Origin of the sequence: Nonomuraea sp. KM88 (assembly GCF_052245635.1) — a bacterium.
Lineage (GTDB): Bacteria > Actinomycetota > Actinomycetes > Streptosporangiales > Streptosporangiaceae > Nonomuraea.
Map to the genome: position 1 here is coordinate 28,652 of NZ_JBQQCC010000011.1, position 13,275 is coordinate 41,926.

Genomic DNA, 13,275 nt, shown 5'->3' on the forward strand with positions numbered 1-13,275 from the left:
CGGGGTGGTCAGGTGGTCGTCTCTCCGGACATTGCTAAGTGGCGGGGCCCGCCGTATTGTATCGCGCACAAAACGGCGGGACCCGCCGTTTCAGCCGTACGAGGGAGAAGCATGGTCACCACCTCCGCGCCCGTCCTGGTCACCGGCGCCACAGGCAAGCAGGGCGGGGCCGCCGCCCGCGCCCTGCGCAGGGCCGGCGTTCCCGTCCGCGCCCTGGTACGCGACCCGGCCACCGCCCGGGCCAGAGCCGTCGAGGCGCTCGGCGCCGAACTCGTCACCGGCGATCTCCACGACCGCGACTCGGTGGTCCGGGCCGCCCAGGGCGTCCGCGCCGTCTTCTCCGTACAGATGCCCGCGCTGACCGCCGATGGCTTCGATTTCGACGGAGAGGTGGCCCAGGCCGTCAACCTCATCGAGGGTGCGAAGGCCGCGGGGGTGCCGCAGTTCGTGCAGACGTCCACCAGCGGCGCGGGCGGGCACACCGAGACGCCCGGCTGGGTGGCAGGCCGCTGGGGCTCGCTGGACGACAGCCTGGAAGCCAAGAGCACGATCCAGGACCGGGTTCGCGCGGCCGGTTTCCCCCACTGGACGATCCTCAAGCCGGGCTTCTTCATGGAGAACTTCCTGCCGTCCATGGCGTTCCTGTTCCCGCGCGGCATCGAGGGCGGCCTGGTGAGCGTGGTGAAGCCCGGGACCCGGCTGTCCCTCGCCGCGGTGGACGACATCGGCACGGCGGCCGCCGCGGCCATCGCCGACCCCGCGCGCTTCGACGGGCTGGAGGTGGAGCTGGCGAGCGACTACCTGCCGATGTCGGCGATCGCCGACATCCTCTCCCGCACCCTGGGCACGTACCTGCCCGCGCCGGACATGACCGAGGAAGAGGCGCTCGCCGCCGGAATGCCGCCGATGGGCGCCTCGCACGAGTGGATGAACGTGGCCGGTCAACCGGCCCGGCCGCAGTACGCCAGGGACCTCGGCCTCCCGCTCACCGGCTTCGAGGAGTGGGCTCGGCGGCACCTGCCGGAGACGGTCACCCAGGTGTGAGGCGTTTGCGCATGACGAACCCGGCGTGGTGGAGCACCCCGTCGACCAGCTCTCCGAAGGCCCAGAACCCGGTGTCGTCGAGGTAGGTGACGCGGTCGTCGCGGACCCAGTATCTGCCTGTGTAGGCATCGGTCCGGCCGTGGCGCGTCTCGGTGTACCTGCCGTCGAGGAGCAGGTGTTGTTCCAATTCATGCGATTCGTCGACCCAGACGCCGTGCCATCTCTGGAGCCCTGGGGCGGGTGTTCCGGCGGGACGGGTGGGTTCGCCCTGCCACGCCTCGACATGTCCCCACACGACGACGGCGAGCAGGTCGTACGGCCGGAGGACCAGCATCTGCCCGATCCGCGACTCGCTCATACGCTCCCGTGTGACGGCGAAGGTCGCCGGGTTGCCCGGGGCCACATCATAGACGCCGCGCTGGTCCTCGGCGCGGGCGCGCATCGCGGTGTCCACCAGCAGCGGTACGACGAACGCGCCGTCCGCCTCGATCACCCGGGCCCGGGCCGGACGGGGCTTCTTCCCGCGCGGGCCGACGTGCGTGATCCTCCCGTCCTCGGCCCACAGGTCTCCGCGGACCGTCCGTGACGGCGTGACGTGGACCGTGGCGTCTATCACGACCAGGGGATCGGAGGCATCGTTTCCTGACATCGGCTGTGCTCCTCGTGAGGCCGTATCGGCTGCGGGGGCGCCGATCGGATGCGGGCTTACCGAAAAGATCGCGAGGCCGGCGGCCAGCGCGGCCGCCGGCAGGATCCACCAGGGGCGGCCGGTCTTCGGTGCGGAGGTGACCACGGTGGGCGCGTCGCTCATGCGCCTTACCCTCGACGAGGGCTGGGGTGCGGGAGAAGGCCGCGGTTCTCCTGGGAGCGCCACGCCCATGCTCGCGCCGATCGTGGTGAACCTGAGCGGCTTCTCGCCCGACTGTGCAGGGTGACGGGAAGGGGCGAGATGACCGATGAGCTGCTGGTGGTCCGCGCCCAGCTGGGAGAGCGGGCCGCATGGGCCGAGCTGGTGGCCAGATGGCGGGTGCCGGTGTGGACCTATGTTCGGCGGATGCTGGATGCGGAGCGAGCCGACGACGTCACGCAGGAGATCTGGCTGGCCGTGGTCCGTGGCCTGCCGGGGCTGCGGAAGCCCGGCCGGTTCGCACCCTGGCTCTTCACGATCGCCCGCCGTTCGGTGACCGACCGCCTGCGCGGTGAGTACGCCAGGGAGAGGGTGGAAGGCGTCACGTCTGACGAGGCCATGGTGGAGGACCCTGTCCAGGCCATGGTGGACCGCGCCGAGCTCGTCGCCGCACTCGCCGGGCTGCCGGTCCTGGAACGGGAGATTCTCGTCCTTTTCTACCTGGAGGACCTGTCGGTGGAGGAGTGCGCACAGATCTGTCTCGTCCCGCCCGGCACGGTCAAATCCAGACTCAATCGGGCTCGCCGGATGTTGCGAGAACACCTGGAGAAAAGGGGATACCAGCCATGACCGAAGAGGGGCCTCGCCTGTCGGCGGAGGAGCTGATCGAGCGGCTCGAATCGCCGCTGTCACCGTGGCGGCGGGTGCGCGCCGTAGCGGCGCTGCTGGCCGGACTGGCCGGCGTGGTGTTCGTGACCGCGCTGTGGTGGAGTGAGCCGGGGCAGGTGCCCGGCCGTACGCATCTGGCGTTCGCGGTGCTCGCCGTGTTCTGCCTGGCCTGGGCGGGTTACGGTACGTGGCTGCTGACACGCAGGGTGCCGTTGTTCGCCACCGACCGGGTGATCGCCGCCTGGATCGCCCTGAGCGCGTCGCTGGTCACGACCGCGGGCCTGGCGGGCATCGCCACCCAGCGCGATGCCGGCCCGGGCACCGCGCTGGCGACGGGGGGCGCGCTCGTCGCGGTGTCGCTGGTGCTGGTCGTACGGGCGCACGCGCGCCGGGCCGCGCTGCTGCGCCGCAAGCGCGAGCTGACCCGTGGCGAGCAGGCGTGACCGGCCGCCGGCGTCGACGGGGTCCACGCCGCCACCCGGGACGGTCCATGGCCCGCCTGCACGGGCTCATGCAGCGTGACCTTGACGGCCCTACGGGTTATGGGAGTACGCGTGGACGGCGGCTGTTCGGTTCTCGGCGTCATGTCCGAGGTCGATGCCGCCGGCCAGCCAGCCGCCATCGATGGTGAGCACGCTGCCGGTGATGAACGACGCGTTCTCACTGGCCAGGAACGCGACCAGGTTGGCGACCTCCTCGCTGCGCCCCGGTCTGCCCAGCGGAAAGCGGCTGGCGACGTCGAGCTCCTCACCCATCTTCCTGGTGAGATCGTTACTGGCGATGTACCCCGGGCAGACGGCGTTGACCCGGATCCCGACCGGCCCCAGCTCCAGCGCAGCCGACTTGACCAGACCGAGCACACCATGCTTCGACGCCGCGTACGCAGCCGACATCCGAACTCCGGTGAGCCCGGCCGCCGACGAGGTGACCACGACCGAGCCCCCACCCGCCTCGCGCATCGACCGGCCCGCCGCCTGCAGACCGAGCAGCACACCCCGCAGATTCACCGCCATCGTGCGGTCCCACTCCTCCAGCGGGTAGTCCAGAAGACCGCCCCAGTGCCCCGTAGCGGCGTTGAGATGCGCGATGTGCACGGCCCCGTAACGGGCGACAGTCTCGCGAACCATCGCATCGTTGTCCTCCGGCGACGCCACGTCGACCCGCAACCCGAACGCCTCGCCGCCGGCCGCCACGATCTCTCCAGCCGTCCGCTCGACCTTGTCGAGGGTACGCCCGGCACAGCACACCCGCGCTCCCAGGGCCGCCAGCGCCACCGCGGTCGCCGCGCCGATTCCGGACCCCGCTCCGGTCACGACCGCGACCCTCCCCGCCAGGGAAAACCTTCCTTGCTCCGTCATCAGTTGTTTCCTCCTCCGGTCGAACACGAGACATCAGCGACTCGCCCCTGGCGACAGGGCACGTCAGCCCGTCATCCAGGGACGAAGTTTGTCGGGATTCAACACCGACCAGATGCGCTTGATCCGGTCACCCACGACATCGAAGGCCAGCACCACCACGGTGACGCCGTCCTGCTGGGCCACCAGACCGGGCTGACCGTTGACCGTACGCTCCAGGATCGTCAGGCCGGGTGCCAGGCCGGCGACGGCGACGAAGGCGCGCGCGATCCGCTCGCCGCCCTCCATCGGGCGGAGCATGGCGCTGACCAGGCCGCCGCCGTCGGCGGTCCCCGTGGCCTCAGGGTCGAGGAGGCCGATGAGGGCGTCGATGTCCTTGGCTTCCCATGCCCTCTTGAAGTCCCTGACGATCCCGGTCTGCCGGGCCGCCGGAGCAGCGGACGCCCGAGACGCGCGAATGCGGCGGCGGGCCAACCACGCCAGCTGGCGACACGCCGCCGGCGTACGGCCGACGATCTCCGCCACTTCGGCGAAGGAGTAGCGGAAGACGTCGTGCAGGACGAAAGCGACCCGCTCGGCCGGGGTCATCGCTTCGAGCACGACGAGGAAGGCCATGTTGATCGACTCGTCGAGGGTGACCCGGTCGGCCGGGTCGGCCGTGCTGCCGCCCGGTCGGCCGTCGCTCCATTCCGTGAGATCGGGCAGCGGCTCAGGAATCCACTCGCCCACATAGCGCTCGCGCCGGGCCCGCGCCGAGCCGAGCAGGTCGAGGCAGATGCGGCTGGCGACCGTGGTGAGCCAGGCGCCCGGCGACTCGATGGCCTCCTGCTGTCGCCGGGTCATGGCGTACCAGCGGGCGTAGGTCTCCTGCACGACATCCTCGGCATCGGCCAGAGAGCCGAGCATCCGGTAGGCGAGATTGATCAGCTGACGCCGCTCGCTCATGATCGCGCTCAGCCCCGGATCGAACCGGCCGTCACCTGGATCGGATGGGGTGCTCATGACGTCGCCCGACTCCCTTGGTCGCAACTGCCCTCACCGAGACAACGCCGCTATCCGTGCTGGCCGTACTGGCCGGGCCGGTAGTCGCCGGCGGGCTGCTGGGTGATGATGTTCAGCCGGTTGACGGTGTTCATGATGGCGATGAGGCCCACCAGGGCGGCGAGCTGGTCCTCGTCGTAGTGCTTGGCCGCCGTCGCCCAGACCTCGTCGGTGACGCCGCCGGCCGCGTCGGCGACGCGGGTGCCCTGCTCGGCCAGTTCCAGGGCGGCCCGCTCCGCGTCGGTGAAGACCGTCGCCTCCCGCCACGCCGCGACCAGGTTGAGCCGCACCGAGGTCTCCCCGCGGTGCGCGGCCTCCTTGGTGTGCATGTCGACGCACACGCTGCAGCCGTTGATCTGGCTGACGCGCAGCGCCACCAGCTCCTGCGTCGCGGCGGGCAGGGCCGAGTCGTTCACGACCCTGCCCGCGGACAGGACGTGCTTCAGAAGCTTCGCCGCGATCGGAGTGCCGACGAAGTCGAGACGGGTGTTCATGCTGTTCTCCTTGCCGTGTTGGCTGCTACACCCCACCGACGAAGCAGTCCGGCGAGATGTCACCTCCAACCGGATGTGACGTGCGTCTCCCACCCGTGCGGAAGCGGTCGTCATGCTGCACGCCGACCCGGCCTCTGGCGCGCCAGATAGCCTCTCGGTCGTGATGGGCGCCTGGGGATGGGATCTGCTGATCGGGGTCGCCGTGGCGTTGCTGGTCACCTGGTCGGCGTTGCTCGCGGCCCTGGCCGCCGTCCGGCCGCGCGGCGCCCTGCTGCGCGAGGCGCTGCGCCTGCTGCCCGACGTGCTACGCCTGATCCGGCGCCTGGCCGCCGACCGTGCCCTGCCCCGCGGCGTCCGTGTCCGGCTCGCGCTGCTGCTGGCCTATCTGGCCCTTCCCATCGACGTGGTGCCGGACTTCATCCCGGTCCTGGGCTACGCCGACGACGCCATCATCGTGGTCGCCGTGCTCCGGTCGGTGGTGCGCCGTGCCGGGATCGACGTCGTACGCCGGCACTGGCCGGGCACCGACGACGGCTTCGCCGCCCTGACCCGGCTGACCGGCCTGGCCCCACCCGGCTCGGGGCAGCCCTGACTGTCCTGCGGCGGGGGTCGGCGGGCAGCAGCCGGCGTCGTTCTCCGTGGTGGAGACCTCGTCGGCCAGGGGGTGCGGGCAGCAGGCGTCGCCGCGCCACGCTTCGCGGCCTTCCTTGACGGCGACGGCGGCGATCACCAGCGCGGCGATCGGGTCGGCCCAGGACCAGCCGAACAGGCTGTTGAGCGCCAGGCCCGCCAGCAGCACCGCCGACAGGTAGGTGCACAGCAGGGTCTGCTTGGAGTCTGCCACCGCGGAGGCGGACCCGAGCTCGCGACCGGCGTGGCGCTGCGCGTACGACAGGAAGGGCATGATCACGAGCGAGAGGGCCGCCAGGATCAGGCCGGGGGTGGAGTGCTCGGCCTCGCCTGCGCCCAGCAGCGCCCGTACGGCGTCGAAGGTGACGTAGGCGGCCAGGGCGAAAAACGAGATCGCGATGACGCGCAGCGCCGTCTTCTCCCGTGCCTCGTGGTCGGTGGCGGAGAACTGCCAGGCCACGGCGGCGGCGGAGGCGACTTCGACGACGGAGTCGAGGCCGAATCCGATCAGCGCGGCCGAGGAGGCGATGCTGCCCGCGGTGATGGCCACGGCGGCTTCGATCACGTTGTAGGTGATGGTGGCCGCGACCAGCAGGCGGATGCGGCGCCGCAGTGACGTCCGCCGGTCAGGGGCGGGCGGGTTGAGCGCCGTCATGCCATGACGTCCCCTGCGTCGAGCGCGGCACCGGGAGCGGGGCGGAGCGTGACCGCGTGGCCGGTGGCTGCCAGCAACTGCTCGGCCGAGGCCAGCAGGTCCATCAGCTCGGGCCGGGTCAGGGAGTAGAACGACTGCCGCCCTTCGGCGCGATAGTCGATCAGGCCGCAGCCGCGCAGGCAGGCCAGGTGCTTGGACACCGTGGACTGCGCCAGCCCGAGCTCGGCGGTCAGGTCGACCACGCGGGCCTCGCCGCGGGCGAGTCGGGCCACGATGCGCAGCCGGGTTTCGTCGGCCAGGGAGTGGAACAGCGCCGCCGCCGGGGGGACGCCGGCGGCGATGTCGGCGCTGACGCACAGGCCGGACTCCTGATTGATTGCCATACGGCGATGATATCCCGGAATCGACATGTTGTGGCAGAAACCCTCGAATGCGCCTCACCCGGGGAGCGGAGGGCTCCCCGGGCTTCCGTCCGACGGGCTCAGGCGGTGGCCCGCAGCGGGCCGGCGGCCGGGATCCGGTTGCGGTGCTCCAGCCGTGCGACCGCGGCCGCGGAGACCAGACCCGCACCTGCCAGCAGCAGCCACGGCAGGCTCACCATGCCGGAGGAGCGGGCCACGTCCACCAGGGCGCCTGCCACCAGATTCCCGGCCAGGATGCCGATGCCGGACAGCAGGTTGTACAGACCGTAGTAGGTGCCGATCAGCCGGTTTCCGGCCATGTCAGCGATGGTGGCCATCTCGAACGGGAAGGCCACGAGCGTGCCGAGGGTGAGCAGGGCCGTACAGGAGATCATCGCCGCCATCCCCCATGGCGGCGGCAGCGGCAGCGGCGCCGTGACCGCGAGCGGGACGAAGGCCAGCCCGAGCAGGGCCAGGCCCCGCGCGATCGCCTGACCCCGGCTCCAGCGGGCGGCGCACCAGGCGGTGACGCGCACCTGCCCGGCGATGCCGAGCAGCGCGGACAGCGCGTACAGGGCCATCACGCCGGCGTCGCCGCCGCCGATGCGCGCCACCTCCAGCGGCAGGCCCAGATACATCTGGTACGACAGCGCGTACGAGGCGATCATCGCGGTGGCGAAGGAGACGAAGGCCCGGTCACCGAACGCCTGCCGCCATTCGCTCAGCACCGGAGGCCGCTCGCCGGCCGGGGCTGCGCCGCGGCGGGGGAGGTATCGGGCCTGCAGGAGGGTCAGCGCCGCGAAGATGGCCGCCGCGCTCAGGCACACGACGGTGAACCCGCCGCCCAGCAGCACGAGGCCGAGCAGCGGGCCCAGCAGGATGCCACCCTGGTAGAAGACGTTGAACACGGCGAAGGCGGCCACCTTGCGCTCGCCGGCCTCCGCGGCGAGGTAGGCACGCGCCGCCGGGTTGAACAGCGCCCCGGCCAGCCCCGTCACGACCGCGGCGCCGACGAGGAGCGGCAGCGAGGTGCTCAGCCCGAACGCCGCGAACCCGAGGGTGCGCAGCGCGCATCCGGCCATGATCAGCGGCTTGTGGCCGAGCCGGTCGGCCAGGGTGCCGCCGATGAGGAACAGGCCCTGCTGGCTGGCGTTGCGCAGGCCCAGGACCAGTCCGATCGTCCAGGCCGCCAGGCCCACGTCGTCGGCCAGGTGGCGGGCGAGGTAGGGCATGAGCATGTAGAAGCCGAGGTTGATGCCGAGCTGGTTGATCTGCAGGAGCTGGATGGGCCGGTCGAAGGAGCGGAACTGCCGCAGGGTGTCCTTCACCGGGTGCCGCCCAGCGGGTCGGTCACCGTGGTGCAGCGGCTCCAGCGGTGCACCTCGCGCGAGGTGGCGGAGGCCAGCAGGTCGGGCTCATCGGCCGGAGGGCCCGCGAGCAGGTTGTGGGCGCGGCAGTAGGCGTCGTCGTAGACGGTGCCGTAATAGCGCCAGGGCCCGTCGGGGAAGATCGCCACGATCGTCTGGCCGGGGTGCACGCCGGCCAGCCAGCGGGCCGCCAGCGCCACGGCGCCGGTGCTCCAGCCGCCGGAGATGTAGTGACCGCCGGCCAGCGTGCGGCAGGCCCACACCGCCTCGGCGGGGCTGACCCAGTGCACCTCGCTGAAGGCGTCGTAGGCGACGTTGCGCGGGTGGATGCTGGAGCCGAGACCGCGCATCAGCCGGGGCCGCGCGGGTTGCCCGAAGATGGTGGAGCCGACCGTGTCGACGCCGACCAGCCTCACGTCCGGGAAGTGGCGGCGCAGCACGTTGAAGATGCCCGCGCTGTGCCCGCCCGTGCCGACCGAGCACACCAGCAGGTCGATGTGCGGGAGCCGGGCCAGCAACTCGTGCGCCAGCCCGGCGTAGGCCTCGACGTTGTCGGGGTTGTTGTACTGGTCGGGGCAGTAGGAGTCGCCGATCTCGGCCAGCAGACGCTGCACCCGCTCGCGGCGGGCCTGCTGCCAGCCGCCGACGGGATGCGGTTCTGTGACGATCTCCAGGCGTACCCCGTAGGAGGCCAGCAACCGGCACATGAGCGGCTCCATGCCGGGGTCGCCCACCAGCACGACCGGGTGGCCGAAGACGATCCCGGCCAGCGCCAGGCCGAGCCCCAGGGTGCCGCTGGTCGACTCGATGATGGTCGCGCCCGGCAGGAGGTCTCCCCGAGCCCGTGCCCTGCGGACCATGTGCAGGGCGGGACGGTCCTTGATCCCGCCCGGGTTGAAGCCCTCCAGCTTGGCCCAGAAACCTCCGCCGCCCGGCACGAACGGCTGGGAGATGAATGCCAGCGGCGTGTTCCCGACGGTGAGAGAAAGCGCCGAATAACCGGCGGACGGCGCCTCTTGCGGGCGCGCGAAAGTCGTTTGCGATGACATTGGTGAAATCCCTGAAGTGAAGAGCGCGATTCGCGGAACAGGAAGCCGCGATGTGAACGGACGGTGGACGGCTGACGAACGCCGCCAGTCCTATATGCGCATCACGCAGAGGCCCGCCAGATGGGGTGCGGAAAGGCAGCCCAGGTCCGCCCGCGCGGCAGGAGCCTGTCCTGCGGGCCGGGCGGGAGAGAGGGACGCGGACGCGGGCAGCGCCACGGGAGCCGGCACGCCCGCGGGGCTGGTCACCGGGCAGTCCGCTTCCGTTCCGTGCCGGTGGCGGGCCGGGAGCTTGTGGTGCAGGCACCGCGCGTCGTGGTCGGCGTGTGCGCGGTCGGCGCCGGGCAGGTGAGCGCTGTGGGCGGGCCCTTCCGACAACTCCACGGCCGCGCACGCGCCGCCGTGGGCGAACACCACGCTGACGACCAGGGTGATCGCGAGCACCACATGCGCCATCAGCCGGCCGGCTCCGCATGCGGCCGGGCGGCGAGATCGGGCAGATCGTGTCGCGAGCATCACTGGGTGATAGTGCCCGCGAGGCGGTTTGACGCGCCCAGCGGCAGCAAAGGTTCCAGTAAAGCTCTCGCCTTTATGGGACGTGCAGCGCGCGTCGCACGAAGATCGTACGGCCCTGCGTGTTCATCCTCTTGAGTGTTCTGCCATTTACGCCGTATCCCGCCGGCACGGGAGAAGAAGACATTGTGCCGCGCGGAATATCGGCCGTGTTCGCCGTCCGTGAATTTCGCTGATATCAGTGGAGCCCGTTATGACTTTGTCCAGACGCCGGATGGTCGCCGGGTTCGGCGCGCTGGCGGCCGGTGCCGCGATCCGTCCCGCCGCGGCCGAGACGCTGACCGTGCCGCGAGGTGTCGCCCCCGAGCTTCTGGCCCGCGACGAGCGCTTCTGGGGCACGGTCGCCAGGCAGTTCCAGGTGAGCCCCGACTTCGTCAACCTGGAGAACGGCTACTACGGGATCATGCCGGACCCGGTACGGCGGGCCTACCACCACCACGTCGACCACCTCAACGAACGCAGCTCGCACCTGCTGCGCACCGAGTACAAGCCGCGCGCCGACGAGGTACGCGAGCGCATCGCCGCCCTGCTCGGCGTCACCGGGAACGAGATCGCGCTGACCAGGGGCGGCACCGAGGCCCTGCAGAACCTCATCGCCGGCTACAACCGCCTGCGCCCCGGGGATGCGATCATGTACGCCGACCTCGACTACCACAGCGCCCAGTACGTCATGAACTGGCTCCCGGCCCGGCGAGGCGTCCACGTCGAGCGCATCGTCATCCCCGAACCCGCCACCCGCCAGGCGGTGCTCGACACGTACGAGCGCGCGCTGAACCAGCATCCCAAGGTGCGGCTGCTCCTGCTCAGCCACATGAACAACCGCACCGGCCTGGTCACGCCGGTCCGCGAGATCGTCGCCATGGCCCGCCGGCGAGGCGTCGACGTCATCGTGGACGCCGCCCACTCCTGGGGACAGCTCGACTTCACCCTCACCGACCTCGACGCCGACTTCGCCATCTTCTCCCTGCACAAGTGGATGGGCGTGCCCCTGGGCGCCGGATTCCTCTACATCCGCGACGGCCGGCTGGCCGACATCGACCTCCTCTACAACGACGAGACCTACCCGGCCTCGGACATCCGCTCCCGGGTGCACTCCGGCACCATGAACGTCGCGCCGCACCTGACCGTGGACACCGCCCTGGACTTCCACGAGGCCTTGGGGGCGAAGGTCAAGCAGGCCCGCCTGCGTTACCTGCGCGACCGCTGGGTGCGGCAGGCGCACGAACTCGGCTCCGTGCAGATCCTCACCCCGGACGAACCCGGCATGTACGGCGCCATCACCGCCTTCCGGCTCCACGGCCGGACCTCCAAGGACGACAACGTCGCCATCGCCGATGACCTCATGACCAGGCATCGCATCTTCACCGTCGCCCGCAGCGGCATGAGCGGCGGCGACGCCGTCCGCGTCACACCCGCCCTGTTCACCTCCGCCGGCGACGTGGACCGGCTGGCGGCCGCCCTGAAGGACATCTGCGCGCGTACCGGGTGCCGGTGAGCCCAGGGCGCTCTTGACAGGCGCTCCCCGCCGGCCATTATCTTGCTCATGTGAATAGCTCTTCAGATGACAGCGTGTTGATCGTGGACGGCTGCACCGTCAAGGTGGTCGACGCCGACCGCGTGACCGCCGTACGCGAACGGATGCCCCCTGCCGAGGACCTGACCGACACGGCCGACGTGTTCGGCCTGCTGTCGGACCCCAACCGGCTGCGGCTCCTGGTAGCGCTGCTGGACGGCGAGCTGTGCGTCTGCGACCTCGCGGCGGTGACCGGCCAGAGCGAGTCCGCCGTCTCCCACGCCCTGCGACTGCTGCGCGCGCACCGCATCGTGGCCGCCCGCCGCTCCGGCCGGATGGCCTACTACCGGCTGGAGGACCCGCACGTACGGATGCTGCTCGACCTGGCACTCGCCCACACCGAACACACCGACGCCATCCACCCCGAGCGCGACCGAACCCCGTAATGGGCACCGGACACGGACACGGACACGGGCACGCGGGAAGCCGCCACCGATGGCGGCTGGCGGTCTCCTTCGCCCTGATCGGCGCCTACTTCGTCATCGAGCTGACCTACGGCCTCATCTCGGGCTCGCTGGCACTGCTCTCGGACGCCGGGCACATGGCCGCCGACGTCGTCACCCTCGGCGCCGCCCTGGTCGCCACCAGGATCGCCACCCGCCCGGACACCACCGGCCGGCGCAGTTACGGCTCCTACCGGGCCGAGACCTTCGCCTCCCTACTGGCCGTGATCATGATGCTCGGCGTCGCGCTCTACGTCGTCATCGAAGCCATCGGCCGCATCGGCGGCGGCACCGAGGTCTCCTCCGGCCCCATGCTCGTCGTCGGCGCCATCGGCCTGGCCGTCAACCTCGTGGCCCTGCTCCTGCTGCGCTCGGGAGCCGGCGAAAGCCTCAACGTCAAAGGCGCCTACCTCGAGGTCGTGGCCGACACCGCCGGTTCGGTCGGCGTCATCGCAGCCGGCTGGCTGGTGTCCGTCACCGGCCAGCCGTTCTGGGACACCTTCGTCGCCCTGGCCATCGGCGTCTTCGTCGCCGTGCGCGCCATCTCCCTCGGACGGCAAGTCTTCGCCGTGCTCGGCCAGCACGTGCCCGAGGGCCTCGACGCCGGTGCCGTGGCCAAGGACCTGGCCGCCATCGCGGGCGTCCGCGACGTGCACGACCTGCACCTGTGGACACTGACCTCCGGCATGAACGTGGCCACCGCCCACCTGGTCACCGCGGACCTGAGCGACAACCACGCCGTCCTGGACCAGGCCCGCGACCTGCTGCGCCGCCGCCACGGCGTGGCCCACGCCACGCTGCAGGTGGAACCGGCCGACCACCGCGGCTGCGACGAACTGGGCTGGTGAACCACCACAGGCCCCGGCGATCCATAGGCCGTTCCCGCTGCAACCCGGCGCCGCCACCGCAGCGGTGGTGTCCATCCCGGCCACCGCAGCGCCCGGTGCGGGTCACGGCCGTCGGCGACGAGGGTCTGCCGTAACGCTTGGGGGCGGCCGCGCAGAGCTGGTCACCGGTGGTGCGGCGCAGCACGACGGGCGCGGCACCGATGGTCGTGCTCGGCTGCGCAACGGACACCCAACCGATATGGGAACGGTCCATACGGATCCGACTCCCAACAATACCATCGATCCAGAT

15 protein-coding genes and 1 pseudogene are annotated in these 13,275 nt (G+C 71.1%); 7 read left to right on the top strand and 9 right to left on the bottom strand.

Translation table 11 applies throughout. The features are described 5' to 3' along the window. The first annotated feature begins 111 nt into the window (after positions 1-111). On the top strand, positions 112-1,044 hold the full coding sequence (locus ACTWPV_RS29140; RefSeq protein WP_443154235.1) for an NmrA family NAD(P)-binding protein: 933 nt from the start codon (positions 112-114) through the stop codon (positions 1,042-1,044). Here the strand turns inward: ACTWPV_RS29140 and ACTWPV_RS29145 are convergent. Further along, on the bottom strand, positions 1,031-1,693 hold the full coding sequence (locus ACTWPV_RS29145; RefSeq protein WP_443154236.1) for an Atu4866 domain-containing protein: 663 nt from the start codon (positions 1,691-1,693) through the stop codon (positions 1,031-1,033). The two genes, ACTWPV_RS29140 and ACTWPV_RS29145, sit on opposite strands and share 14 nt — an antisense overlap. Positions 1,694-1,993: 300 nt before the next feature. Between ACTWPV_RS29145 and ACTWPV_RS29150 the strand changes: the two genes are divergently transcribed. Beyond that, positions 1,994-2,521 (top strand): RNA polymerase sigma factor, encoded by a 528-nt coding sequence (locus tag ACTWPV_RS29150; protein ID WP_443154237.1) that lies wholly within the window; start codon positions 1,994-1,996, stop codon positions 2,519-2,521. After that, entirely contained in the window at positions 2,518-3,003 is a 486-nt protein-coding gene (locus tag ACTWPV_RS29155) for a hypothetical protein (RefSeq protein WP_347646159.1), read from the top strand. The genes ACTWPV_RS29150 and ACTWPV_RS29155 overlap by 4 nt, the downstream gene beginning before the upstream one ends. Before the next feature lie 90 nt (positions 3,004-3,093). Here the strand turns inward: ACTWPV_RS29155 and ACTWPV_RS29160 are convergent, their stop codons facing one another. From ACTWPV_RS29160 to ACTWPV_RS29170, 3 genes are all read right to left on the bottom strand, one after another. Beyond that, the gene (locus ACTWPV_RS29160) at positions 3,094-3,918 is read right to left on the bottom strand and encodes an SDR family NAD(P)-dependent oxidoreductase (RefSeq protein ID WP_443154238.1); all 825 of its coding nucleotides are present in this window, start codon (positions 3,916-3,918) and stop codon (positions 3,094-3,096) included. Positions 3,919-3,981: 63 nt separating this feature from the next. Next, positions 3,982-4,917 (bottom strand): RNA polymerase sigma factor SigJ, encoded by a 936-nt coding sequence (gene sigJ, locus ACTWPV_RS29165; RefSeq protein WP_443154239.1) that lies wholly within the window; start codon positions 4,915-4,917, stop codon positions 3,982-3,984. Between the two features lie 50 nt (positions 4,918-4,967). Further along, entirely contained in the window at positions 4,968-5,450 is a 483-nt protein-coding gene (locus tag ACTWPV_RS29170) for a carboxymuconolactone decarboxylase family protein (RefSeq protein ID WP_443154240.1), read from the bottom strand. Positions 5,451-5,613: 163 nt separating this feature from the next. On the opposite strand from ACTWPV_RS29170, the gene ACTWPV_RS29175 reads away from it, so the two are divergent. Beyond that, on the top strand, positions 5,614-6,042 hold the full coding sequence (locus tag ACTWPV_RS29175) for a YkvA family protein (protein ID WP_443154481.1): 429 nt from the start codon (positions 5,614-5,616) through the stop codon (positions 6,040-6,042). 117 nt (positions 6,043-6,159) lie between these two features. Here ACTWPV_RS29175 and ACTWPV_RS29180 read toward each other — a convergent pair. From ACTWPV_RS29180 to ACTWPV_RS29200, 5 genes and pseudogenes are all read right to left on the bottom strand, one after another. Beyond that, positions 6,160-6,735 (bottom strand): annotated as a pseudogene (locus ACTWPV_RS29180) (cation transporter); the annotation flags it as partial. Further along, a complete protein-coding gene (locus ACTWPV_RS29185; protein WP_347646154.1) occupies positions 6,732-7,118 on the bottom strand; it encodes an ArsR/SmtB family transcription factor in 387 nt (128 codons plus the stop codon). The pseudogene ACTWPV_RS29180 and the gene ACTWPV_RS29185, both read right to left, overlap by 4 nt. 98 nt (positions 7,119-7,216) lie before the next feature. Further along, a complete protein-coding gene (locus tag ACTWPV_RS29190) occupies positions 7,217-8,464 on the bottom strand; it encodes an MFS transporter (RefSeq protein ID WP_347646153.1) in 1,248 nt (415 codons plus the stop codon). Then, positions 8,461-9,552 (bottom strand): PLP-dependent cysteine synthase family protein, encoded by a 1,092-nt coding sequence (locus ACTWPV_RS29195; RefSeq protein ID WP_443154241.1) that lies wholly within the window; start codon positions 9,550-9,552, stop codon positions 8,461-8,463. Before ACTWPV_RS29195 ends, ACTWPV_RS29190 begins: the two co-directional genes overlap by 4 nt. Positions 9,553-9,642: 90 nt before the next feature. Next, positions 9,643-10,005: a hypothetical protein gene (locus tag ACTWPV_RS29200; RefSeq protein WP_443154242.1), complete on the bottom strand. Its 363-nt coding sequence runs from the start codon at positions 10,003-10,005 to the stop codon at positions 9,643-9,645. Between the two features lie 310 nt (positions 10,006-10,315). On the opposite strand from ACTWPV_RS29200, the gene ACTWPV_RS29205 reads away from it, so the two are divergent. From ACTWPV_RS29205 to ACTWPV_RS29215, 3 genes are all read left to right on the top strand, one after another. After that, on the top strand, positions 10,316-11,617 hold the full coding sequence (locus ACTWPV_RS29205) for an aminotransferase class V-fold PLP-dependent enzyme (RefSeq protein WP_443154243.1): 1,302 nt from the start codon (positions 10,316-10,318) through the stop codon (positions 11,615-11,617). Positions 11,618-11,700: 83 nt separating this feature from the next. Next, positions 11,701-12,081 (top strand): ArsR/SmtB family transcription factor, encoded by a 381-nt coding sequence (locus ACTWPV_RS29210; protein WP_443154244.1) that lies wholly within the window; start codon positions 11,701-11,703, stop codon positions 12,079-12,081. Further along, positions 12,081-12,986 carry a cation diffusion facilitator family transporter gene (locus tag ACTWPV_RS29215; protein ID WP_443154245.1) on the top strand — a complete coding sequence of 302 codons (906 nt, stop codon included), beginning with the start codon at positions 12,081-12,083 and terminating at the stop codon, positions 12,984-12,986. The genes ACTWPV_RS29210 and ACTWPV_RS29215 overlap by 1 nt, the downstream gene beginning before the upstream one ends. Positions 12,987-13,275: the final 289 nt, after the last annotated feature.